The organism is Mesorhizobium sp. CNPSo 4688, assembly GCF_057784295.1.
The window spans coordinates 285,741-309,094 of the sequence record NZ_JBWLUY010000006.1 but is presented as its reverse complement, the minus strand read 5'-3'; the positions used below and the strand labels follow the sequence as shown (position 1 = coordinate 309,094).

Annotated in this window: 17 protein-coding genes; 9 read left to right on the top strand and 8 right to left on the bottom strand. The window is 63.3% G+C overall.

Going from position 1 to position 23,354, the window contains the following annotated elements:
• The first annotated feature begins 148 nt into the window (after nucleotides 1–148).
• The 8 genes from AC04SH_RS13595 to AC04SH_RS13560 all read left to right on the top strand — a co-directional run bounded on the left by AC04SH_RS13595 (nucleotide 149) and on the right by AC04SH_RS13560 (nucleotide 10,861).
• A complete protein-coding gene (locus AC04SH_RS13595) occupies nucleotides 149–751 on the top strand; it encodes an ANTAR domain-containing response regulator (protein WP_477231737.1) in 603 nt (200 codons plus the stop codon).
• Between the two features lie 2 nt (nucleotides 752–753).
• Nucleotides 754–1,992, top strand: a complete 1,239-nt coding sequence (locus AC04SH_RS13590) for a CmpA/NrtA family ABC transporter substrate-binding protein (protein WP_488575475.1) — start codon at nucleotides 754–756, stop codon at nucleotides 1,990–1,992.
• Between the two features lie 335 nt (nucleotides 1,993–2,327).
• Nucleotides 2,328–3,656: a CmpA/NrtA family ABC transporter substrate-binding protein gene (locus AC04SH_RS13585; RefSeq protein WP_488575395.1), complete on the top strand. Its 1,329-nt coding sequence runs from the start codon at nucleotides 2,328–2,330 to the stop codon at nucleotides 3,654–3,656.
• A 31-nt stretch (nucleotides 3,657–3,687) separates the two neighbouring features.
• A complete protein-coding gene (gene ntrB / locus AC04SH_RS13580) occupies nucleotides 3,688–4,578 on the top strand; it encodes a nitrate ABC transporter permease (protein WP_477231735.1) in 891 nt (296 codons plus the stop codon).
• Between the two features lie 10 nt (nucleotides 4,579–4,588).
• Nucleotides 4,589–5,386: an ABC transporter ATP-binding protein gene (locus AC04SH_RS13575; protein WP_488575394.1), complete on the top strand. Its 798-nt coding sequence runs from the start codon at nucleotides 4,589–4,591 to the stop codon at nucleotides 5,384–5,386.
• Nucleotides 5,387–5,390: 4 nt separating this feature from the next.
• Nucleotides 5,391–7,841, top strand: a complete 2,451-nt coding sequence (nirB, locus tag AC04SH_RS13570; protein WP_488575393.1) for a nitrite reductase large subunit NirB — start codon at nucleotides 5,391–5,393, stop codon at nucleotides 7,839–7,841.
• Between the two features lie 5 nt (nucleotides 7,842–7,846).
• Nucleotides 7,847–8,176 (top strand): nitrite reductase small subunit NirD, encoded by a 330-nt coding sequence (nirD, locus tag AC04SH_RS13565; RefSeq protein ID WP_488575392.1) that lies wholly within the window; start codon nucleotides 7,847–7,849, stop codon nucleotides 8,174–8,176.
• 3 nt (nucleotides 8,177–8,179) lie between these two features.
• Nucleotides 8,180–10,861 (top strand): nitrate reductase, encoded by a 2,682-nt coding sequence (locus AC04SH_RS13560; protein WP_488575391.1) that lies wholly within the window; start codon nucleotides 8,180–8,182, stop codon nucleotides 10,859–10,861.
• Between the two features lie 221 nt (nucleotides 10,862–11,082).
• On the opposite strand, the gene AC04SH_RS13555 is transcribed toward AC04SH_RS13560, so the two are convergent.
• The 3 genes from AC04SH_RS13555 to ftsZ form a co-directional block, all read right to left on the bottom strand.
• Complete coding sequence (locus AC04SH_RS13555; RefSeq protein WP_488575390.1) at nucleotides 11,083–14,283, bottom strand: efflux RND transporter permease subunit; 3,201 nt, start codon at nucleotides 14,281–14,283, stop codon at nucleotides 11,083–11,085.
• Nucleotides 14,280–15,386, bottom strand: coding sequence for an efflux RND transporter periplasmic adaptor subunit (locus AC04SH_RS13550; RefSeq protein WP_488575474.1), 1,107 nt, complete (start codon nucleotides 15,384–15,386; stop codon nucleotides 14,280–14,282). The genes AC04SH_RS13555 and AC04SH_RS13550 overlap by 4 nt, the downstream gene beginning before the upstream one ends.
• A 278-nt stretch (nucleotides 15,387–15,664) precedes the next feature.
• Nucleotides 15,665–16,645: a cell division protein FtsZ gene (ftsZ, locus tag AC04SH_RS13545; protein ID WP_477231729.1), complete on the bottom strand. Its 981-nt coding sequence runs from the start codon at nucleotides 16,643–16,645 to the stop codon at nucleotides 15,665–15,667.
• 424 nt (nucleotides 16,646–17,069) lie between these two features.
• On the opposite strand from ftsZ, the gene AC04SH_RS13540 reads away from it, so the two are divergent.
• Nucleotides 17,070–18,233 (top strand): DUF930 domain-containing protein, encoded by a 1,164-nt coding sequence (locus tag AC04SH_RS13540; RefSeq protein ID WP_488575389.1) that lies wholly within the window; start codon nucleotides 17,070–17,072, stop codon nucleotides 18,231–18,233.
• 134 nt (nucleotides 18,234–18,367) lie between these two features.
• On the opposite strand, the gene AC04SH_RS13535 is transcribed toward AC04SH_RS13540, so the two are convergent.
• The 5 genes from AC04SH_RS13535 to AC04SH_RS13515 are packed head-to-tail and all read right to left on the bottom strand — an operon-like array spanning nucleotide 18,368 to nucleotide 23,284.
• Entirely contained in the window at nucleotides 18,368–19,111 is a 744-nt protein-coding gene (locus AC04SH_RS13535; RefSeq protein ID WP_488575388.1) for a ribonuclease activity regulator RraA, read from the bottom strand.
• 23 nt (nucleotides 19,112–19,134) lie between these two features.
• A complete protein-coding gene (locus AC04SH_RS13530) occupies nucleotides 19,135–20,298 on the bottom strand; it encodes a mandelate racemase/muconate lactonizing enzyme family protein (protein ID WP_488575387.1) in 1,164 nt (387 codons plus the stop codon).
• Nucleotides 20,299–20,329: 31 nt separating this feature from the next.
• On the bottom strand, nucleotides 20,330–21,427 hold the full coding sequence (locus tag AC04SH_RS13525) for an ABC transporter ATP-binding protein (protein WP_488575386.1): 1,098 nt from the start codon (nucleotides 21,425–21,427) through the stop codon (nucleotides 20,330–20,332).
• A 10-nt stretch (nucleotides 21,428–21,437) separates the two neighbouring features.
• Nucleotides 21,438–22,328, bottom strand: coding sequence for a carbohydrate ABC transporter permease (locus AC04SH_RS13520; RefSeq protein WP_488575385.1), 891 nt, complete (start codon nucleotides 22,326–22,328; stop codon nucleotides 21,438–21,440).
• Nucleotides 22,325–23,284 carry a carbohydrate ABC transporter permease gene (locus tag AC04SH_RS13515; RefSeq protein WP_488575384.1) on the bottom strand — a complete coding sequence of 320 codons (960 nt, stop codon included), beginning with the start codon at nucleotides 23,282–23,284 and terminating at the stop codon, nucleotides 22,325–22,327. Before AC04SH_RS13515 ends, AC04SH_RS13520 begins: the two co-directional genes overlap by 4 nt.
• Between the last annotated feature and the right edge of the window lie 70 nt (nucleotides 23,285–23,354).

Here is a 23,354-nt window from a genome sequence, read left to right as displayed (position 1 = left end):
ATCTTGAAGAGTTTCAAACTTGTCGGTGCCCTTCCTCAAATAAATGGGATCGATCGTATAGCGGCAAGCTCGACACACCAGGGAATCGGTCTGTGACCGATCGATGATCCCGCATTGCACAATTCTTTCGCTTGGTCACAATGCAGGCATGGTCCGCTCCCCACTCGCCGTCCTGGTGATCGACGAAAACCGCATACGTGCCTCGATCATCGAGGCAGGCTTGCGCGAGGCCGGGCATGAGCGGGTCACTATCATTCATGACGTGATCGGCATCGCACGCCGCATTGCCGAGATCGAGCCGGACGTCATCGTCATCGACCTCGAAAATCCGAATCGCGACATGCTGGAAAGCATGTTCCAGCTGTCGCGCGCGGTGAAGCGGCCGATCGCCATGTTCGTCGACCGCTCGGACCAGGCCTCTATCGAGGCAGCAGTCGATGCCGGCGTCTCGGCCTATGTCGTCGATGGTCTCAGGCAGGAGCGCGTCAAGCCGATCCTCGACATGGCAGTCAGCCGCTTCAACGCCTTCTCGCGCATGGCGCGCGAACTGGAAGAGGTTCGCGGTGAGCTCGAGAACCGCAAGGTGATCGATCGCGCCAAAGGCATATTGATGAAGTCGCGCGGCCTGACGGAAGAGGCGGCCTACACGCTGCTGCGCAAGACGGCGATGAACCAGAACCGGAAGATCAGCGACATCGCCCAGAGTCTGGTGACCGCCGCCGGGCTGCTAGGGCCGTCGGAGGACGAATGAGCATGGACGCCGAGCACCAGATCACCGCCGGCTTTATGCCGCTGTTCGACAGTGCCGTGCTGGTTGCGGCCGGCGAGCTTGGCTTCGCTACACGCGAAGGCATCGATCTCACGCTGCACCGCGAGACCTCCTGGGCCAACATCCGCGACCGCATCGCCATCGGCCACTTCCATCTCGCGCATATGCTGGGACCGATGCCGCTCGCCTGCAATCTTGGGCTGACGCCGCTCGCCTCGGAAACCATCGTGCCGTTCTCGCTCGGCCTCGGCGGCAATTGCGTCACTATCTCCAACACTGTGTGGGCCGGGATGGCGGCGCTTGGCGCCAAGGTCGACCTCGACCCAGCGCGCGCCGGTGCCGCACTTAGCGCGCTCATCCGCGAGCGCGCTGCTGCCGGACACGACCCGCTGCGCTTTGCCGTGGTGCATCCACACTCAGGGCACAATTACGAACTGCGCTACTGGCTCGCCGCCTGCGGCATCGAACCAGGGCGCGAGATCGAGATCGTCATCGTGCCACCGCCCTTCATGGCCGATGCGCTGGCCGCCGGGCGGATCGACGGCTACTGCGTCGGCGAGCCCTGGAACAGCGCTGCGGTTGCCGCCGGCACCGGCCATATCGTCACCGTCAAGGCGTTGTTGTGGCGCAACAGTCCGGAGAAGGTGATCGGCGCGCGCAAGGCCTGGGCAGAGCAGTCCCCCGAGGCGCTGGCGGCGCTCTTGCGCGCACTGCATCACTCGGCGCGCTGGTGCCAGGATCCGGCGAACCACGCCGAATTGGCTGATGTGATGGCTCAAGCTGGCTTCCTCGGCCTGCCACCAGCTGTCCAGATGCCGATCCTGACCGGCCATCTCCAACTGGGCGGCGGCGCCGAGCTGGATGTCGACGATTTCTTCCTCGCGTTCGACAAGGCGGCGAACTTTCCGTGGAAGAGCCATGCGCTGTGGTTCTACACGCAAATGGTGCGCTGGGGCGACGTCGCGCACACGCCCGAAAACCTCGCCATCGCCAGGGATTGCTACCGGCCCGACCTCTACCGCGCGGCGCTGAAGCCGCTCGGCGTGGCGCTGCCCGGCGCCAACGCCAAGGTCGAAGGTGCGCTGAAGGCTGCGACGCCTGTCGGTTCGGCGGGTGCCAGCCTTGTGCTCGGTCCGGACGGCTTCTTCGACGGCCAGATATTCGATCCCGACGAGATCGACGCCTATATCGCCAGTCAGAAATCAGGCCTGCCCCGAGCCTGATCAATTCCGCGCCATTCTTGTGCATTGCACAAAAATTGTGCGTGCAATTGCTCTAATGAACAATCTTTGGCCTCCCAGCCTATGCGCCGGCGCAATGGGAATTGCTTCGGACTGCTGATTTCATTGATGTTTTTTCTTCAATCCAAAACTGGCACGGTTCCTGCTTTGTAATGATCAGGCCCTTCGCGGGTCACGGAACAGGCGTCCAATGGCGGGCGCCACAGGCAAAGCTGCCGCTCAGGTCAAGACGCGATCCCGGATGTACGGACGCGCGACGCCTGAACGGCGGCTTTTTTGTTTTGGGCCAACGCCCTCGCGTTCAACCGGAGACGACGATGAAGAAGACGATGAAGCAATGGATCGGGACAGGCACGTCGCTCAAGGATGTGACGCGTCGCGATTTTCTTGTCAGCAGTGCCATGACCGCAGGTCTGTTCATAGCGGCTCGCAAGCTCTTCCCCTCGGGCGCCTATGCCGCCACCACTGCTCCGGAAGTCACCGGCGCCAAGCTCGGCTTCATCGCGCTGACCGATGCGGCACCGCTGATGATCGCCAAGGAGAAGGGGCTGTTCGCCAAATACGGCATGCCCGATGTCGAGGTGCTGAAGCAGGCCTCCTGGGGCGCGACGCGTGACAATCTGATGCTCGGCGGCGAAGCCAACGGCATCGACGGCGCCCACATCCTGACGCCGCTGCCTTACCTGATGCACACCGGCAAGGTGACGCAGAACAACCAGCCGATGCCGATGGCGATCGTGGCGCGGCTCAACTACGACTGCCAGGGCATTTCGGTGGCGCAGGAATATGCCGCCACCGGCGTCGGCCTCGATGCTTCGAAGCTGAAGGACGCCTTCGCCGCCAAGAAGGCAGCCGGCAAGGAGATCAAGGCCGCCATGACTTTCCCGGGCGGCACCCATGACCTCTGGCTGCGCTATTGGCTCGCCGCCGGCGGCATCGATCCCGACAAGGATGTATCGACCATCGTCGTGCCGCCGCCGCAGATGGTCGCCAACATGAAGGTCGGCAATATGGATGTCTTCTGCGTCGGCGAGCCGTGGAACGAACAGCTCGTCCATCAGGGTGTCGGCTTCACTGCCGCCACGACAGGCGAACTGTGGAAGGGCCATCCCGAAAAGGCGCTCGGCCTGCGCGCCGAATTCGTCGACAAATACCCGAACGCCACCAAGGCGATCCTGATGGCCGTCATGGAAGCGCAGCAATGGTGCGAGGCCATGGAGAACAAGGACGAGATGGCCGCCATCATCGGCAAGCGGCAATGGATGAACGTGCCTGTCGCCGACATCATCGGCCGCCTCAAGGGCGACATCAACTACGGCAACGGCCGCGTCGCCTCCGGTACCGATCTCTACATGAAATTCTGGAACGGCGGCGTCTCCTATCCCTTCAAGAGCCACGACAGCTGGTTCCTCGCAGAAAACATCCGTTGGGGAAAATTCTCGCCGACCACCGACATCAAGGCACTCGTCGATCAGGTCAACCGCGAGGACCTGTGGCGCGAAGCGGCGAAGGATCTCGGCGTTGCGGCGGCCGATATTCCGGCGTCTCCATCACGCGGCGTCGAGACCTTCTTCGACGGCAAGGTCTTCGATCCTGCCAACCCGTCCGCCTATCTCGACAGTCTGAAGATCAAGGCCTCCGCCTAATCGCCGGCGCCCCAAGGAGTTTTTCCCAGACATGTCGATTCAGACTATCGAGGACACAACGGTGAAGGCGTTCCCCGCGAAGCCGGCGGAGGTCATCGCCTTCACCGCCAAGGCGCGGCGCCGCATTGATCCGATCGTGATCGCCGGCAAACTGGCCAGTGCGCTGGTGCCGCCAGCGATCGTCATCGCCCTGATGTTGGTCGTCTGGCAGATCGCCTGCTCGTCGCCGACCGCCAGCCTGCCGCCGCCGAGCCAGGTCTGGAACGAGGCCTATGACCTGATCGCCCATCCGTTCTTCAACAACGGTCCGCAGGATATCGGCCTTGCCTGGCGGGTGCTGATCTCGCTGCAGCGCGTCGCCATCGGCTTTGGCCTGGCGGCGATCGTCGGCGTCGCGCTCGGTGCGCTGGTCGGCCAGTCGATCTGGGCAATGCGCGGTCTCGATCCGGTGTTCCAGATCCTGCGTACCGTGCCGCCGCTGGCCTGGCTGCCGCTGTCACTGGCTGCGTTCCGCGATTCCAGCCCGTCGGCGATCTTCGTCATCTTCATCACCTCGATCTGGCCGATCATCATCAACACCGCCGTCGGCGTGCGCAACATTCCCGAGGACTACCGCAACGTCTCGCGCATCCTGCGGCTCAATCAGTTCGAATTCTTCGTCAAGATCATGGTGCCGGCCGCTGCACCTTACATCTTCACCGGCTTGAGGATCGGCATCGGCCTGTCCTGGCTCGCCATCGTCGCCGCCGAAATGCTGACCGGCGGCGTCGGCATCGGCTTCTTCATCTGGGATGCCTGGAACTCGTCGCGGCTGCCCGACATCATCGTCGCGCTCGCCTATATCGGCGTCACAGGCTTCTGCCTCGACCGTCTGGTCGCGGCGGTCGGCGCCTTCGTCACCCGCGGCACAACGGCAAAGTGAGGAGAGGGCGATGAAAGCCTATCTGAAACTCGACCATATCGACAAATCCTTTGCCCGCGGCAATCAGGTCAGCGAGGTGCTGAAGGACATCAGGCTGACCATCGACAAGGGCGAGTTCGTCTCGATCATCGGTCATTCCGGCTGCGGCAAGTCGACCTTGCTGAACCTGATCGCCGGGCTGACCAAGGTTTCCGCCGGCGCCGTGCTGCTCGAAGACAAGGAAGTCGACAGCCCCGGACCCGAACGTGCCGTGGTGTTCCAGAACCATTCGCTGCTGCCGTGGCTCACCGTCTACGAAAACATCAACCTGGCGGTATCGAAAGTCTTCGGTCGGACCAAGAGCAAAGCCGAGCGGCATGACTGGATCATGCGCAATCTCGACCTGGTGCAGATGGCGCATGCCAAGGACAAGCGGCCGGCGGAAATATCGGGCGGCATGAAGCAACGCGTCGGGATCGCTAGGGCACTGGCCATGGAGCCAAAAATCCTGCTGCTCGACGAGCCGTTCGGTGCACTCGACGCGCTGACGCGCGCCCATCTGCAGGACGCGGTGATGGACATCCATTCCAGGCTCGGCTCGACGACGATCATGATCACCCACGATGTCGACGAGGCCGTGCTGTTGTCCGATCGTATCGTCATGATGACCAACGGCCCGGCGGCGACCATCGGCGAGGTGCTTGCGGTGCCGCTGGCGCGTCCGCGCCGGCGCATCGACCTCTCTTCGGACCGCACCTTCCTGCGCTGCCGCGAGGCGGTGCTGAAGTTCCTCTACGAACGGCACCGCTTTGTCGAAGCCGCGGAGTAACGCCATGAGCGAAAAACTCGTCATCATCGGCAATGGCATGGCCCCCGGGCGCATGCTTGAGCATCTGCTTGAGCAAGCTCCCGGTCGCTACACCGTCACCATCTTCAACGCCGAGCCGCGCGTGAACTACGACCGCATCATGCTGTCGCCGGTTCTGTCGGGCGAAAAGGCCTATGAGGAAATCATCATCCACGGCGACGGCTGGTACATCGCCAACAACATCACTCTCTACAAGGGTCACAAGATCATCGCGATCGACCGGACGGCGAAGACCGTCACGTCCGATCATGGCGTCACCGAGCCTTACGACAAGCTCGTCATCGCCACCGGCTCGGTGCCGTTCATCATTCCGGTGCCGGGCCATGATCTGCCGGGCGTGCTGACCTATCGCGACCTCGACGACGTGCAGGCGATGATGCTTGCCGCCCAGTCGCGGGCCAAAGCCGTGGTCATCGGCGGCGGCCTGCTCGGGCTCGAGGCGGCAGCAGGTTTGAACGCCCAAGGCATGGACGTCACCGTGCTGCATGTCATGCCGACGCTGATGGAGCGCCAGCTCGATCCCGCCGCCGGCTATCTCCTGCAGCGCGCCGTCGAACAGCGCGGCATCAAGGTCATCACCAAGGCCAACACAAAGGCGATCACAGGCAACGGCAAGGTCGGGCAGGTCGAACTTGCCGATGGCACCGTCATTCCGGCGACGCTGGTGGTGATGGCCGTCGGTATCAGGCCGAACTCGGCGTTGGCCAAAGAGGCTGGCATCGCCGTCAACCGCGGCATCGTCGTTGATGCCGGCATGCGCAGCAACGATCCCGATATCTACGCACTCGGTGAATGCGCCGAGGTCAACGGACAGGTCTATGGCCTGGTGGCGCCGCTCTACGAGATGGCGCGCGTTGCGGCACGCCAGCTTGCCGGCGACGAGGCAGCCGCTTTCGTCCATATGGACACGCCGACCAAGCTCAAGGTCACCGGCATCGACCTGTTCTCGCTCGGCGACTTCGCCGAGGGCGAGGACCGCCAGGAGATCGTGCTGCGCGATGCCGCCGCCGGCGTCTACAAGCGCCTGGTGCTGAAGGACGACCGCATCATCGGCACCGTGCTCTATGGCGAGACGGCGGATGGGGCCTGGTTCAACGATCTCAAGAAGAAGCAGACCGACATATCGCAGATGCGCGACACACTGATCTTCGGCCAGTCGTACCAGGGGGGTGCCCCGCTGGACCCTATGGCGGCCGTTGCAGCCTTGCCGGATGATGCGGAAATCTGCGGCTGCAACGGCGTTTGCAAGGGCAAGATCACAGGCGCGATCACGGCCAAGGCCCTGACCTCGCTCGACGACGTGCGCGCCCACACCAAGGCGTCGGCCTCCTGCGGCTCTTGCACCGGGCTGGTCGAGAAGCTGATGGTGCTGACCATCGGCGACAAATACAACCCGGCAGCAGTACAGCCTATGTGCGGCTGCACCACGCTCGGCCATGACGAGGTGCGCCGGCTGATCATCGCCAAGAGCCTGAAGACCATTCCGGCCGTCATGCAGGAGCTGGAATGGACAACTTCTTGCGGCTGCGCCAAATGCCGGCCGGCGCTCAACTACTACCTCGTCTGCGACTGGCCGGACGACTATGCCGACGACTATCAGTCGCGTTTCATCAACGAGCGCGTTCACGCCAACATCCAGAAGGACGGCACTTATTCGGTGGTGCCGCGCATGTGGGGCGGCGTGACAAACGCCGCGGAACTCCGCGCCATCGCCGATGTCGTCGACAAGTTCGAGATACCGATGGTCAAGGTCACCGGCGGCCAGCGCATCGATATGCTGGGCATCCGCAAGGAAGACCTGCCGGCGGTGTGGGCCGATCTCGGCCAGGCCGGCTTCGTTTCAGGGCATGCCTACGCCAAGGGCCTGCGCACGGTGAAGACGTGCGTCGGTTCGGACTGGTGCCGTTTCGGCACGCAGGATTCGACGGGCCTCGGCATCCGCATCGAGAAATTCATGTGGGGTTCGTGGACACCGGCCAAGGTCAAGATGGCGGTGTCGGGCTGCCCGCGGAACTGCGCCGAGGCAACCTGCAAGGATGTTGGCGTGATCTGCGTCGATAGTGGCTATGAGATCCATTTCGCCGGTGCCGCCGGCCTCGACATCAAGGGCACCGAGGTGCTCGGCCTGGTTAGGACCGAGGATGAGGCGCTCGAACATATCGTGGCGTTGACGCAGATGTATCGCGAGCAGGGCCGCTATCTCGAACGCATCTACAAATGGGCCAAGCGCATCGGCATTGCCGAGATCAAGCGCCAGATCATGGACGATGGCGACAAGCGCAAGGCCTACTACGACCGCTTTGTCTTCAGCCAGAAATTCGCCCAGGTCGACCCGTGGTCGGAGCGCGTCTCCGGCAAGGACAAGCACGAGTTCAGGCCGATGGCTTCGGTCGGGTTTGCGCAGGCGGCGGAGTGACCATGATGAACTGGATAGCCATCGGCTCCCTGTCCGACATCCCCCGCCGCGGGGCGCGCTGCGTCGCCACGCCGGAAGGCAAGGTCGCGGTCTTCCGCACCCAGGACGATCAGGTCTATGCAATCGACGACCACTGCCCGCACAGAGGCGGACCGCTGAGCCAAGGCATTGTCCATGGCACGGCGGTGACCTGTCCCTTACACAATTGGGTGATCTCGCTGGAGACGGGCAAGGCGCTCGGCGCTGATGAAGGCGCGGTGCGCACCATTCCGGTGCGGATCGATGGCGAGCACCTGTTCATCGCGCTGGAAGCGCTGGCCAGCCGCGCGGCCTGAATCATGGAAATCGACGCAGCGCGCGAGGTGAGGACCACCTGCCCCTATTGCGGGGTGGGTTGCGGCGTGCTGGCGAAGGTCGCCGCGGACGGGCAAGTGTCGGTCCGCGGCGATCCCGACCATCCTGCCAATTTCGGCCGGCTTTGCTCCAAGGGCTCGGCCCTGGCCGAAACCATCGACCTCGACGGAAGGCTGGTCCACCCCGAAATCGACGGGCGCCGCGCCGGCTGGGACGAAGCGCTCGACCGCGTCGCCACGACCTTTGCGCGGACCATCGCTGAGCACGGTCCGGACTCGGTCGCCTTCTATGTTTCAGGACAGTTGCTGACCGAAGATTACTATGTCGCCAACAAGCTGATGAAAGGTTTTGTCGGCTCGGCCAACATCGACACCAATTCCCGCCTCTGCATGGCCTCATCGGTGGCCGGCCACCGCCGCGCCTTCGGTTCCGACACCGTGCCGGGCACCTACGAGGATCTCGAGCTCGCCGACTTGATCGTGCTGGTCGGCTCCAACCTCGCCTGGTGCCACCCCGTGCTCTACCAGCGCATCGCAGCGGCCCGCGAAAAGCGGCCCGACATGAAGATCGTGCTGGTCGACCCGCGGCGCACCATGACCGCTGACATTGCCGACATGCATCTGGCGATTGCGCCGGATGGCGACGTTGCTTTGTTCACGGGGCTGCTCGCTTATCTCGGCCAGCACAACGCGCTCGACCGCGGCTACATCTCTGCGCACACCGCGGGTTTCGGCCAGGCCCTTTTTGCCGCCTCGAAACTCGATCTTGCCGGTGTCGCAGCCGCAACCGACCTCAGCGAGGATGAGCTCACCCGGTTCTACAGCCTGTTCGCGGCCACCGCGAAGACCGTCACCGTCTACAGCCAGGGCGTCAACCAGTCGTCGTCGGGCACCGACAAGGTCAATGCCATCATCAACTGCCATCTCGCCACTGGCCGGATCGGCAAACCCGGGGCAGGGCCGTTTTCGGTGACCGGCCAGCCAAACGCCATGGGTGGCCGCGAGGTCGGCGGCATGGCCAATATGTTGGCCGCCCATATGGAGATCGAAAACCCTGAGCATCGCGACCGCCTGCAGCGCTTCTGGAACGCGCCGGCCGTTGCGCAAAAGCCCGGCCTGAAGGCGGTGGAGATGTTCCAGGCGCTGGCCGACGGACGCATCAAGGCGCTGTGGATCATGGCCACCAACCCGGTTGATTCCATGCCGGATGCCGACGCCGTTGAAGCAGCAATCAAGGCCTGCCCCTTCGTCGTGGTGTCGGACGTGTTGGCCAAGACCGACACGGTCCGCCACGCCCATGTCCGGTTGCCCGCCGCCGCATGGGGCGAGAAGGACGGCACCGTTACCAATTCAGAGCGCCGGATCTCGCGCCAGCGCTCCTTTCTGCCAGCACCCGGCGAGGCGCGACCCGACTGGTGGATTGTCGCCGAGGTTGGCAAGCGGATGGGTTTTGGCGAAGCATTTTCCTATTCGTCGCTGGCGAAAATCTTCGCCGAACACGCCGCGCTGTCGGGCTTCGAGAATAACGGTGCGCGCGATTTCGATATCGGTGCCTATTCAGGTGTCGATGAAGAAGACTATCACGCGCTGGCGCCTTTCCAGTGGCCAGCGTCGAGCTTCCAGAAGACCGCACCTGGTCCGTCCATCACCCGTTTCTTCGCCGACGGCAATTTCTACACAGCCGACCGCAAGGCGCGGTTCGTCGCCATTCGGGCCGCCACGGAAAGCCGCACCAATCCGGACTATCCGCTCATCCTCAACACCGGCCGGGTCCGCGACCACTGGCACACCATGACGCGGACCGGCAAAAGCCCCCGTCTGTCCCAGCACATCGCGGAGCCCTTCGTCGAGATTCACCCGGCGGATGCGCAGCGCTACGGCATCGGCGATGCCGACATCGTGCGTATCTCCAGCCCGCGCGGCGAGGTGCTCGTGCGCGCAATGATCACGCCCCGCCAGCGCCGTGGCAGTCTGTTTGCACCGATGCATTGGACCGACCAGTTCGCCGCCAAGGGCCGGCTCGACGCGTTGACCGCGTCGCTCACCGACCCCGTTTCCGGTCAGCCCGCCTTGAAACACGTCGCGGTTCGGCTTGAGAAATTCGGCGCAAAAGCTTTTGGCTTCGCCGTGACGCGGCGACGTCCCGAGGCGATCGACGCCGACTACTGGGCGGCAGCCCGCTGCAGGGGTGGCTGGCGCATCGAACTCGCTTTCGCCGAGGCGGAGATCGACTGGACAGGCTTTGCCCAGTCTCTGTTCGGCGCGCCGCCGGAAACCGAAATGCTCGCCTATCACGACCGCGACGCGGGCCAGCACCGTATCGCCGCCTTCGATGACAAGCACCTCGCCGGGGCCTTGTTCGTTGCGTCCGGCCCGGTCGCGGTATCACGCGGCTGGGCAGCGCAACAGCTCGAGGAGGTGCACGCCAGCCAGCGCGAACGCTTCCGCATCGTCGCCGGCCGCGCTGGAGCCGAACGGCCAGATGCCGGTGCGATCGTCTGCTCCTGTTTCGGCGTCGGGGCCAACCAGATCGTGGCGGCAGTGGCGGCCGGCTGCACGACCGTCGATGCCATCGGCGGCGCCCTGAAGGCCGGCACCAATTGCGGCTCCTGCCGGGCCGAGATCAGGGCGATCATCCAGGTCAATCGGTTTCAGGCCGCGGAGTAGATGCGGCCGGCTCTTGGATGTGGCAGAGACGTCACCGCTCGCGTCGCCTATGGACAGCTCGCAACGGGGCAGCGAAATGGCGGCTCACAGCAGGCAAACCAGGGCAGGCGAGCAGGGTCTCCGCCGCACCTCGACGCCGAGATCACTCAGATCGTTGCCGTTGCCGCGTCGCGCCGATTTTCTGGAGCGACAAGCGCGCCCGACGCGGGGAATTCGTAACCCTACTCGGCGGCCGTCTCCGAGGGCGCCTCTGCCGGCGCCGAAGGCTCGGCCTCGGCACGCGGCTTGCGCGGTGAAAACAGCGACCTGAGCGTGACGTAGAACACCGGCGTCAGGAACAGGCCGACGAAGGTGACGCCGAGCATGCCGGAGAACACCGCGGTGCCGAGCGACTGGCGCATTTCTGCGCCCGGGCCCGTTGCGATCATCAGCGGCACGACGCCGAGGATGAACGCGAAGGCGGTCATCAGGATAGGTCGCAGCCTGAGCCGGCAGGCTTCGACGGCAGCCTCGGCGACCGACAGGCCGCGTTCCTGTGCCTGCCGCGCGAATTCAACGATCAGGATGGCGTTCTTGGCGGCAAGCCCGATCAGCACGATGAGGCCGATCTGCACGAGGATGTTGTTGTCCAGCCCTCGGAACGACACGCCGAGCAACGCCGCGAGCACGCCGAGCGGCACCACCAGCACAATGGCGAACGGCAGCACCCAGCTTTCATATTGCGCCGCCAGCGCCAGGAACACGAACAGCACCGACAGTCCGAAGATATAGACAGCGGCATTGCCGGTGTTGCGCTCCTGATAGGCGAGCTCGGTCCATTCATAGGAGGTACCGGCCGGCAGCGTCTTTGCCGTGATCCCTTCCATCAATGCCAGCGCGTCGCCCGTGGAAACGCCGGGCGCGGCGTTGCCCTGCAGCGGCACCGAAACGTACATGTTGTAGCGCTGTACCAGCGCCGGGCCGGTGACGTCGCGGATCTCGATCAACGTGCCGAGCGGAACCAGCGCGCCGGTCGCCGAGCGCACCTTCAGTTTCAAGATGTCGGCGCGATCGAGGCGGAACGCCTGGTCGGCCTGCGCCCGCACCTGGTAGACGCGCCCGAAAGCGTTGAAGTCGTTGACGTAGGCGGTGCCCAAATTGATCGACAGCGTCTCGAAGATGTTGGGGATCGGCACGTTCAGGATGCGTGCCTTGTCGCGATCGATCGCCAGGAAGAATTGCGGGCTCGACGCGGAGAAGGTGGTGAACACGCCCGTCAGCCCCGGCGTCTTGTTGGCCTTGCCGGCGATTTCGTAGGCAAGCGCCAAGATCTGCCGCATGTCGGCGCTGTTGCGCTCCTGGATCTGCAGCTTGAAGCCGCCGGCATTGCCGACGCCGCGGATCGGCGGCGGCGGCAGTGCGATAATGAAGGCTTCCTTGATGCTTTGCAGGCTGCCGAACAGATTGCCGATGACCTTGGTCGCCGACTGGCCTTCTTTCAGTCGCTCGTCAAACGGCTTGAACCTGGCGAAGATCACGCCCGCGTTGCTGGCGTTGGTGAAGGTCGCGCCGGAGAAGCCGGCGAAGGCGACGGCGTAGTCGACGCCTGGCGTTTTCTGGATGATCTGCGACGCCTGCTGGATGACCGCATCGGTCCTCGACAGCGAGGCGCCATCCGGCAGCTGGACGACGACAATCGCATAGCCCTGGTCGAGCGACGGAATGAAACCGCGCGGCACCGTCTGCACCATGTAGACCGTGGCGTAGATGAGGGCCGCGAAAACGGCCAGCATTGCGCCGATCGCTATCCGCGAGCCGACCAGCACCCGGACGATGCTCGAATACCAATGGGCAAGCCTGTCGAAGCCGCGATTGAAGCCGTCGGCGAGCGCCCGTCCGAACCGCGCCAGGAAAAAGCGCGGCGGCGCCGCGGCGTGGTGCGGCTTGAACAGCAGTGCGGCGAGCGCCGGTGAAAGCGTCAGCGAATTGAATGCCGAGATCGCCGTCGACACCGCGATGGTGATCGCAAACTGCAGGTAGAACTGCCCGGAAATGCCGGGGATGAAGGCTGTCGGTACGAACACGGCTATCAGCACCAGCGAGATCGCGATGACCGCCGTTCCGACTTCGTCCATGGTCAGGTGCGACGCCGGATTGGGCGCCAGCCCTCTGGCGATATTGCGCTCGACGTTTTCGACCACGACGATCGCATCGTCGACGACGATGCCGATCGCCAGAACGAGGCCGAACAGCGTCAGCATGTTGAGCGAGAAGCCGGCGGCGTAAAGCACCGCCAGCGTGCCGATCAGCGACACAGGGATCGCCACGATCGGCACGATCGCCATGCGCCACGATTGCAGGAAGACGATGATGACGATGATGACCAGTACCATCGCCTCGAGGATCGTCTTGTAGACCTCCTGGATCGACTCGGCGACGAACTCGGTCGGATTGTAGACGATGTCGTAGCTCAACCCCTTCGGGAAGTCGCGGGAAAGCTCCTTCATCTTGTCCTGGATCTCCGCGGCCGCGGCGAGCGCATTGGTGCCCGGTCGCTGGAAGATGGCGAGCGCCACCGCCGGTTTGCCGTTGAGATAGGAGTTGGTGACGTAATCCTTGGCGCCGAGCTCGATGCGCGCCACGTCCTGCAGCTGGATCAGGCGGCCGTCTTCGGCCGATTTGACGATCACGTATCGGAAGTCGCGCGCGTCGTTGAAACGGCCTTGCGTGGTGACTGTGTACTGGAACGCCGTGCCGGTGTTGGTCGGCGGCGCGCCGATCGAGCCACCCGACACCTGGACGTTCTGGTCGCGCAGCGCCTGCACCACATCGCCCGAGGTCATCCCCAGGGCGGACAGTTTTTCCGGATCGAGCCAGATGCGCAGCGAATATTCGCGTTCGCCGAAGATAATGAGGTCGCCGACGCCGTCTAGTCTGAGCAGTATGTCGCGCACCCGCGAGCGGGCGTAGTTCGAGACGTAGAGCTGGTCGTAGGTATTGTCGGGCGACAGCATGTGCACGACCATCATCAGGTCGGGCGAGCTCTTGGTGGTGGTGATGCCGAGGCGGCGGACTTCTTCGGGCAGGCGCGGCTCGGCGACCGACACGCGGTTCTGCACCAGCACCTGCGCCTGGTCGAGATCGGTGCCCAGCTTGAAGGTGATGGTCAGCGACATCGCCCCATCGCCCGACGAATAGGACGACATGTAGAGCATACCCTCGACGCCGTTGATCTCCTGCTCGATCGGCGTTGCCACTGTCGCTGCGACCGTCTCGGCGTCGGCGCCCGGATACTGCGCGCGAACGACAATGGTCGGCGGCGCGATCTCGGGATATTGCGCGACCGGCAGCTGGGTATAGGCAATCCCGCCGAGGATCAGCAGGACGATCGAAACGACCGATGCGAAGATCGGACGGTCGACGAAGAAATGGGCGAACCTCATTGCTGCAACCCGGTGGTTTCGACCTTGGGTGGCAACGTCACCATCTCGACCTTCACCTTGGTGCCGGGCCTGGCATGCATCAGCCCGTTGACGATGATCGTCTCGTTGCCGGTCAGGCCCGAGCGGATCACCCGGTAGCCGTCGAGGAGCGGGCCGGTGCGCACGGGCTTCGCCGACACCATCCCGGCCTCATCCACCAGGAAGACGATGCGGCGATCCTGATCGGCGCCGATCGCCTCGTCGGGCACCAGCACGCCGCTATGCGGCAGCGACCCCGGCACGTTGATGCGCCCGAACATGCCTGGCTGGAGAACGCCGTCGGCGTTGGGAAACGTTGCACGCACCCGCATGGTGCCGGTCGCGTTGTCGATGCGGTTCTCGGCAAAATCGAGCTTGCCCTTGAAGACCGCCTCCGCGCGGTCGGCGACGCGAACCACCACTTCAAGGCCGCCAGCGCCTTCCTGCATCGAGCCGCCGCGCTCCTTCGCGTCGCGGGCGTAGCTGAAATACAGGCGCTCATCGACGTCGAAATAGAAGTCGATCGGATCGCGCGTAACGATGGTCGTCAGCAAGGTGGAATCCGGCTGTACAAGGTTGCCGACCGACACCAGCCGGCGGTCGATGCGGCCGGACAAGGGCGCCTTGATCTCGGTGAATTCCAGATTCAGGCTGGCCGACGTCAGCGCAGCCGTAGCGCCCTGCATCTGCGCCTGTGCCGAAAGGTATTCCCGCCGGCGATCGTCGACCGTCGCGGCCGGGATATTGCCGGTCTTGGCGAGTTCGTCGGCGCGATCCAGCTGCATCTTGGAGAATTCGAGCAGACTCTTGGCGACGTCCACTTGCGATTTGGCGGCATCGTAAGCCGCCTGGTACGGACGCTGGTCGATGGTGAAGAGCAGGTCGCCCTTGTTGACCAGTGCGCCGTCCTGGAAGCTGACCTTGTCCAGATAGCCGCTGACCCGCGAACGGACGGCGACCTGGTCGACGGCTTCGAAGCGCCCGACGAACTCGTCGTCTTCGACGATTTCACGGACCACCGGATTGGCCGCCGTCACGACGGGAAGCTGCTGGTCCTGCGCAAATGCGGTGCCGCTGAAAGCCATGCCGAGCAGGAAAGCCGCCGGCACGGCGGCGCGGGCAAGCCAGCCGGCGGATCGACGGGGTCGCCCGCCCGCGTCGCGATGCAATTGCCCATTCTCGGGAGTGTCCATTTGCGTCCCCGCTCGCTGGACCCGGAGGTCGGTTGATCCGCTTCTACGCTCAGGCTTGTCGTCGAGATCAGAGCCCTACGGTATTGTGCATGGCAACATGATCATTTTCCATGTGAGCTGAAATGTCCACCCTGTGGTTGCCCCGCCACCTGGCTAGGCCAGTCGCGATTTTACTGTGGCATCTCAAGTCCCGGCCGCAATCCTGTAGCGACGACTGAGACCCTGAATTTTCCGGCAAGTGCCCGGTCGAATATGGCGCCGACGATGATGTCGGCGTCGGCGTCGACCTCCTCGCGGATGCGGGAGGCGGCCTCATCGACTTCGAACAGCGTCATGTCCATGCCACCCGAGATCGAGACCAGGACGCCCTTGGCGCCGATCATCGAGGCTTCGTCGAGAAGCGGGTTCGCGATAGCCGCTTCGGCGGCCTTCTTGGCGCGGTCCTCACCCGTGGCTTCACCGGTACCCATCATCGCGCGGCCCATGTCGCGCATCACCGACTTCACATCGGCGAAGTCGAGATTGATCAGCCCCTCCTTGACGATGAGGTCCGTAATGCAGCCGACGCCGGAATAAAGGACGCGATCGGCCATGGCGAAGGCGTCCGCGAAAGTCGTCTTCGCGTCGGCGATCCTGAACAGGTTCTGGTTCGGAATAACGATCACGGTATCGGCGCATTCGCGAAGCCGGTCGATGCCCTCTTCGGCGGCTTGCATGCGGCGTTTTCCTTCGAAGGTGAATGGCTTGGTGACGACCGCCACGGTCAGGATGCCAGCTGTCCGCGCAGCGTGCGCTATGACGGGTGCGGCACCGGTTCCAGTTCCGCCTCCCATGCCGGCGGTCACGAAGCACATATGGGTTCCCGCAAGGTGGTCCCTGATCTCGTCGATCGATTCCTCGGCGGCCGCACGGCCGACCGCGGGCAGGGATCCGGCGCCCAGGCCTTCCGTGACATGGGCTCCCAACTGGATCAGCCGCGATGCCTTCGACATGGTGAGAGCCTGGGCATCGGTGTTGGCGACGATGAATTCCGCCCCCTGCAGATTTTCCGCAATCATGTTGTTGACCGCGTTGCCGCCACCACCGCCGACGCCGACAACGGTTATCTTCGGCCGCATTTCAGAGATGACGGGCCTTGCCGCTGTGCTCATCGTCTTGCCTCCTTGGAATTGATCGACAAAAGATTCATCCCGGAACGCGCCGTTTGAACACGCCAGGTGCAAGAATCAGCTTTTACAGCCTTGGCGCAGGGAATCAGAGGGCGAACTTTGCGGCAAGACAAGATGTGGCGCTCGTTCCTATGCGCCAGCAACTCCTGAACGAGTCTCAGCCCAATCTTTTGGGATTGGCGCCATGGTAGCAATGCTGGTCGTGTGGTCGCGGTATCTTTTGACAGCAACCCAGCAGGTGCGCGCACTTGCCACGCGGCGTCATGATAAGATTCCGAAGCGCCTCGGCGCTCACAGGTGCGGAACGGCCTCGCCCCCAGCACGAGCGCGGTGGGGCTGCGGCTAAAATGCGCCAATGCGGCGGCAATGCTTGATGCGGCCGCAGTTTCGCTCCACATCGTGAGACATGAAGGACGAGACATTTGAGCGGCGTCGGACTTTGCTGTGGGCCTTGCCCGCATCGCTGATCCTGCACGCGCTCATCGCCGCGTTCCTGATTTACGGCCTGCCCACGCCTCCGGAACAGCCGCAGGAGGAGCAACCGGTCAACGTCGCACTCGTACCTCCGCCCGATCCGCCAAAGCCGAAACCTGCTCCCACACCGCCTGCACCGAAACCCGAGGCGGAAAAGCCCCCCGAACAGAAGGTTGAAAAGCCGGCGCCTGAAAAGCTGCCGCCAATCGACGTGCTGAAGCCCGTTTTCCAGTTCGGTGACAAGGATACCGGCCCCCGGAAGTCCCTGGATGGAGGCAGCGCGCAAGACAACGCACCGTCCAAGGGCAACGATTCAAAGCCCACGCCAAAGGATGCGGAGAGCAAGCCCGCTCCGACGACAGACCCCGTGCAGCCGGCAGAGCCAACCAAGGTTGACGAGAAGCCGGTAACCGCGGCGAAGGAGACCGAGCCCTCCGAGGAGAAGCAGGCGACGCAGGACACGAGCAAGCCGGAAGCAGATAAACAGGAGGCCCCAGACGCTGACAAACAGGCATCCGCTGCGGCAATGCCTTTGGCAACCCCCGGTGACGACGGTGAGATCGAGCTTCCGGCATCGGCTCAGGCGCCGCGCGCCAGGCCCGAAAATGCTCCGAAATCCAGCCCTGCGAAAGTCGCGAAGCCAGGAGGCGCAATCGCCGGAGAGCCAGGCTCCAGAGACGTGGCAGCGGCTACATCACAGGCCTATTCGAGCCTTCCGGGCGTCCGCAAGCTCTTCTCGCAGGGCGCTACCGGCGATATGTTCGCAACGAACTCGATGGCCGACGTGCCTCGCGATCAACGGGCAGCCAGACTTTGCGCCAGCGTTCTGGAGCAGGAGTTGAGCGATGCCTCTTATTCTCCGCAATTGATCCCAAGTATTCCGCTGAAGGTCGGCAATGTTCTTGACGCCCCCGACACCGCTTTCCGCTCGACAACGGCATGGTACCATCTGAGCTTCCGATGCGGAATCGACACCAATGCGACGCGGGTCACATCCTTCGCCTTCCGTGTCGGAGTCGCCGCCACGCCCGAAGAAAGCGCCTTTCTGGAACGGGAAGCTCATCGGCGGCGCGGTCCGGCTGTAGCGGCTCAGTAGCTTCAGCAGGCATATCAAATTTCTCCGCGCAAGCGATATCCGGCACAGCCACGTACTCATCCCGGACGCGATTCGCCACGGGTGAGCGGAGAGCCGGCACTACGGCACATATGGATCGTCTTGAGTTGCCTGCTTCAATCCGCCAGGCGATTGGCCTTGCGCCACTCCTCATATTCGCCGCGGGCATCGTCATGCAGGGGATAGTAGCGCTGCAGCGGCGCACCCTGCATCAGCTTCATGCGGGAGAACTCCTCCCACTCGTGATGCTTCTGTGATTCTTCAATCACTTTTGCGGCCATTGCGAGCGGAAGCACCACCACCCCGTCGTCGTCGGCCACGATGATGTCGCCGGGGATGACCGTGACACCGCCGCAGGCAATCGGCACATTGACCGCGTTGGGGTAGATGCTGGTCTGCACATGATAGTTTGGCGTCCAGCCGCGCAGCCACAGGGGGAGGTCGAGCTTCTCGACATTGGGCCGGTCGCGCATGCACCCGTCGATGACGATGCCGGCACCGCCTCTGCCTTTGAAATAGGTGGACATCATATCGCCGAAGACGCCGGAGCTCATGTCGCCGCGCGCATCGACCACGACCACGTCGCCTTCCTGGGCGTGATAGAGCACGTGGCGGTGCAATTGCGTTTCCGGGTCGGCGTACTCTCCCTCGCTGAAGAGGTCGGGCCGCTGCGGCAGGAATTGCAGCGTCAGCGCCGGCCCGACGATCGACTTGCCGTGATTCTGCGCCACCGGACCGACCATGTGCGGATTGCGGAAGCCCATATGGCCGAGCGTGCCGGCAACCGTCGCGGCGCCGATCTCCCTTAGCGCGTCGATCAGGTCTTTTGGCGGCCGCGTGATATCGGGAACATGCGTCATTGTGGACTCCGGTTGAAATTGAACTACCAGTTGGTGACTGAACCATCGCGGCGCTTGAGGTGAGGCGCTTCCCAGAAACGGAAGCTCTGCGCCTGGATCGCCTCTTCATTGATCTCGACGCCCAGTCCCGGCAGGTCGCTGACCGGATAGTCGGCGCCGTCAAGCCGTGGTTGCACGGGAAAGAACTCGGAATTGTCGAAGCCCAGCTTCCTTTCCGGCGCCCTGGTCTCGAGCCATGCGAAATTCGGCACCGCCGCGGCGAGATGGATGGTCGCGGCCGTGCAGACTGGGCCAAGGGGATTGTGCGGCATCAAGTCGACATAGTGCGCCTCGCTCCAGCCAGCGACCTTCATCGCCTCGGTGAGCCCGCCGACATTGCAAACATCGATGCGGTTGAACTGATGGATGCCGCGCTCGATGTAGGGCAGGAACTGCCACTTGCTGGCAAATTCCTCGCCGATGGCGAACGGGATGTCGGTCATCGTGCGCAGGGATTCGTAGGCCTCCGGCGTCTCGTCGCGTATCGGCTCCTCGAGGAAATCGAGCACGCCACGGCTGAGCTTGTTGCAGAAGCTCGCCGCCTCGGCCACCGACAGCCGATGATGATAGTCGATACCAAGGACCACCTCGTCGCCCAGCGCCTCGCGTGCCTTGTTTAGCATCCTCGCGGTAGCGCCAATCGACTCGCGCGGCTCGAAGATGTCCTTGCTGCTTTGCCCGATTGGGAAGAAGCGGATCGCCTGCCACCCTTGCGCGCACAGTTCCCGGGCTCGCTCGATGGCAACATCGCCCTCGGCCTCGTCTCCGGTCGAGGCGAAGGTGGGGATGCGGTCGCGCTGTTTGCCGCCGAGCAACTGATAGACTGGCGCGCCCAGCGCCTTGCCCTTGATGTCGTGAAGGGCAATGTCGATGGCGGAAATCGCCGCCTGCAGAACGCGTCCGCCTTCGAAGTACTGGCTGCGATAGACTTCTTGCCAGATCCGCCCGATCTGCATCGGGTCCCGGCCGATGAGAAATTCGCGATAGTGCTCGATCGCGCCGGCCACGGCCTTTTCGCGACCGCTCAAGCCGCTCTCGCCCCAGCCGTATATGCCCTGGTCGGTCTCGACCTTGACGAGCATCTGATTGCGCGTTCCCACCCACACTGGATAAGGCTTGATCGCCGTGATCTTAAGTTTCGTGGTCATTCACACGCATTCCCCCACGCATTCCCCTGTCTCAATCGGCCTGGAGGGCCATCTCCGTTTCGCCGTCGAACAGATGGATGCGTTCCTGATCGAACTCGAGCCAGATGTGCTCGTCGGGTGTGACGGCGATGTTGGGAGCCACGCTGATGTTGACGATCGCGCCGGAGAGGAACGTTTGCACGAAGGTGACGTCTCCGGTTGGCTCCACCGTATAGGCCTTGGCCGGAATGGTGCCGGGGGCAGCGCTCTTGTGCAGCTTGATCGTCGAATGTCGCGCGCCGAGCACGACCTTCCTCGTGGTTGCTCCCAGAACCTTGCGCGCGTTGAGTTGCGACAGCGGCAGGCTCCAGCCTTCCGCGCTCGTCAGAACGGTGCCGCCGTTTGCGGTCGATGCCTCCAGCGGAATAAGGCTCATCGCCGGGCTGCCGACGAAGCTCGCGACGAACATGTTGGCGGGATGGGCAAAAACTTGCGCCGGCGAATCGTATTGCTGCAGGAAGCCGCCGTTCATCACAGCCATCCTGTCGGCCATCGTCACGGCCTCGAGCTGGTCGTGCGTCACATAGACGATCGTTGCCTTGAGGTCCTGGTGGAACCGCTTGATTTCGGACCGCATCTGCACGCGCAACTTTGCGTCGAGATTGGAGAGCGGTTCGTCCATCAGGAATACCGCCGGATCTCGAACGAGGGCGCGACCCAGGGCCACGCGCTGCTGTTGCCCGCCCGAGAGTTCGCGTGGCTTGCGCTCAAGCAACTGCGTCATGTCGAGCACCTTCGCCGCTTCCCTGACCTTCTTGTCGATCTCATCCTTGGGCAGCTTGCGCATTTGCAGCGGGAAGGCGAGGTTCATATAGACCGACTTTTGCGGATAGAGCGCGTAGTTCTGGAACACCATTGCGATGTCCCGGTCCTTGGGGTCGAGGTCGTTGACCACCCGGTCGCCGATGAAGATATCACCCGACGTGATCGGGATCAGCCCGGCGATGAGATTGAGCGTCGTCGTCTTGCCGCAGCCTGAGGGGCCGACGAGCGCGACAAATTCGCCGTCATTGACCGTCAGCGAGACATTGTTGACGGCTTTGAAGCTGCCATAGGTCTTGACCAGATCTTTGAGGACCACGTGGGCCATCGGCAGCTCCCTAGTGCTTGACCGCGCCTTCTGTAAGGGCGCGTACGAAGTATCGTTGCAGGACGAGGAACAGCACCACGACGGGCACGCTCATCATGAAGCTGGCCGCCATCAGGCCCGGAAAGTCCGTCGTGTTTTCCGAGAAGAAGCGCTGGATGCCGACCGGCAGCGTCAACTGTTCGTTCTTGGAGAGGAAGGTGTAGGCGTAGATGTACTCGTTCCACGCGCCGATGAAGGAATAGATCGCCGTGGCGATGATTCCTGGCGTCGAGAGCGGCATCACGATCAGGATGAAGGCCTGGAACCGCGTTGCCCCATCGATGCGCGCCGCCTGCTCGAGCTGCACCGGAATGTTGTCGTAGAAGCCCTTGAGTAGCCAGATCGCCAGCGGCAAGCCGAATGTGAGGTAGGTGAGAATGAGCGAGCCATGCGTGTTCACCAGCCCGATCGCGCGCATCAGGATGAAGAGCGGCACCAGAAAGATCACTGCCGGAAACATGTTGCGCAGCAGCACGGTGAAGAACAGGAAGTTCCGGCCGGGGAAACGGAAGCGCGAAAACGCGTAGGCCGCAGGGACAGCCACGATCACCGAAAGGATTGTCGTGGCGGTCGACACGAACAGGCTGTTCCAGAAGAAGCGGAGGAAATCCTGGCCGACACTGTTCTGCGGATCGAGCAGCTTCTGGTAGCTGGCGAGGGTGGGTTCGTCGGGCCACCATTGCGGCGGGAATTGCATCGCCGCGAACCCGGATTTGATCGAAGTGATCAGCATCCAGACCATCGGCAACGCGGTGTAGAGCAGCATGAACACGAGGAAGATGCGCCCGCCCCACCGCCATCCGTCGATGCGCATGCGGCGACGGGCCTGGCCTCGAGGAGGAGTCTCGGCAATCGTGCTCATGCGCTCCCATCCTTGCGGTCGTTGCCGCTTAGCGCGCGGACGTAGAAGTAGCCCAGCGTCATCAGCATGAGGAACAGCAGCACCGAATAGGCCGATGCCACTCCCCAGCGCTGCCGGCCGAAGGCGAGCTCATAGATGTGGGTGATCCAGATATGCGATGCGTTCGACGGCCCGCCGCCGGTCATGATCCAGGGAATGATGAAGGAGTTGAAGTTGGCGACTGCCAGCAGCAGGATCGTCACTGTCGAGACATTGCTCAAATGCGGGAAGGTGACGTGCCAGAAGCGCTGCCACGCATTGGCCCCGTCGACTTTGGCGGCGCGCAGCAACTGGTCGGGAACCGTCTGCAGGCCCGCCATCATCATGATCATGGCAAACGGAAATTCGCGCCAGATGTTGACGACGATCAGGGAGGGCAGCACCGTTGAGACGCTGTCGATGAAATTCGGCGGCCGGTCGGCCAATCCGAGGCCGACCAACACCGCGCCGATGATGCCGAAATCCGAATGGTAGATCCACTTCCAGATATAGGAGGCGGCGACCGCGCTGATGACCCAGGGGATGATCAGGATGGCGCGCAGGACACCACGGCCGAAAAAGTCGCGGTGGAGCGCCAGCGCGGAGGCAAACCCCAGGACAAAGGAGATCAAGGTGGATCCCACCGTCCAGATCAGGGTGTTCCAGGTGACCTTCCAGAACACCGCGCTGGTGAGGATGGCCGTGTAGTTGTCGAAGCCGATGAAGGTCTTGTCGCGGAGCTGCAGGCCGGGCGGCGTACTGAAGAACGACAGCTCGATCGTGTAGTAGATCGGATAGGCGATCACGACGAGCATAATGGCGATCGCGGGGAGCACATACGCGTAGTCAGCGCGATGCTCCCAGATCTTCCGCAGCACGCCGGACCTACCGGGTTGCAGTCTTCGGCGAGCCTCGGTCTTGCCGGTCACGATCGTCACTGTGGCGTGCCCTTGTTCTTCGGAACGAACCGGCCGCACCATCGGCGCAGCCGGTCAGATCGTGGGTCCG

Coding starts and splice junctions, on each gene's coding strand:
- AC04SH_RS13560 (WP_488575391.1), top strand. CDS start 8,180: ATGGAAATCGACGCAGCGCGCGAGGTGAGGACCACCTGCCCCTATTGC.
- ftsZ (WP_477231729.1), bottom strand. CDS start 16,645: ATGAGCACAGCGGCAAGGCCCGTCATCTCTGAAATGCGGCCGAAGATA.
- ntrB (WP_477231735.1), top strand. CDS start 3,688: ATGTCGATTCAGACTATCGAGGACACAACGGTGAAGGCGTTCCCCGCG.
- AC04SH_RS13535 (WP_488575388.1), bottom strand. CDS start 19,111: ATGACGCATGTTCCCGATATCACGCGGCCGCCAAAAGACCTGATCGAC.
- AC04SH_RS13540 (WP_488575389.1), top strand. CDS start 17,070: ATGAAGGACGAGACATTTGAGCGGCGTCGGACTTTGCTGTGGGCCTTG.
- AC04SH_RS13575 (WP_488575394.1), top strand. CDS start 4,589: ATGAAAGCCTATCTGAAACTCGACCATATCGACAAATCCTTTGCCCGC.
- AC04SH_RS13520 (WP_488575385.1), bottom strand. CDS start 22,328: ATGAGCACGATTGCCGAGACTCCTCCTCGAGGCCAGGCCCGTCGCCGC.
- AC04SH_RS13555 (WP_488575390.1), bottom strand. CDS start 14,283: ATGAGGTTCGCCCATTTCTTCGTCGACCGTCCGATCTTCGCATCGGTC.
- AC04SH_RS13595 (WP_477231737.1), top strand. CDS start 149: ATGGTCCGCTCCCCACTCGCCGTCCTGGTGATCGACGAAAACCGCATA.
- AC04SH_RS13585 (WP_488575395.1), top strand. CDS start 2,328: ATGAAGAAGACGATGAAGCAATGGATCGGGACAGGCACGTCGCTCAAG.
- AC04SH_RS13590 (WP_488575475.1), top strand. CDS start 754: ATGGACGCCGAGCACCAGATCACCGCCGGCTTTATGCCGCTGTTCGAC.
- AC04SH_RS13550 (WP_488575474.1), bottom strand. CDS start 15,386: ATGGCTTTCAGCGGCACCGCATTTGCGCAGGACCAGCAGCTTCCCGTC.
- nirB (WP_488575393.1), top strand. CDS start 5,391: ATGAGCGAAAAACTCGTCATCATCGGCAATGGCATGGCCCCCGGGCGC.
- AC04SH_RS13530 (WP_488575387.1), bottom strand. CDS start 20,298: ATGACCACGAAACTTAAGATCACGGCGATCAAGCCTTATCCAGTGTGG.
- nirD (WP_488575392.1), top strand. CDS start 7,847: ATGAACTGGATAGCCATCGGCTCCCTGTCCGACATCCCCCGCCGCGGG.
- AC04SH_RS13525 (WP_488575386.1), bottom strand. CDS start 21,427: ATGGCCCACGTGGTCCTCAAAGATCTGGTCAAGACCTATGGCAGCTTC.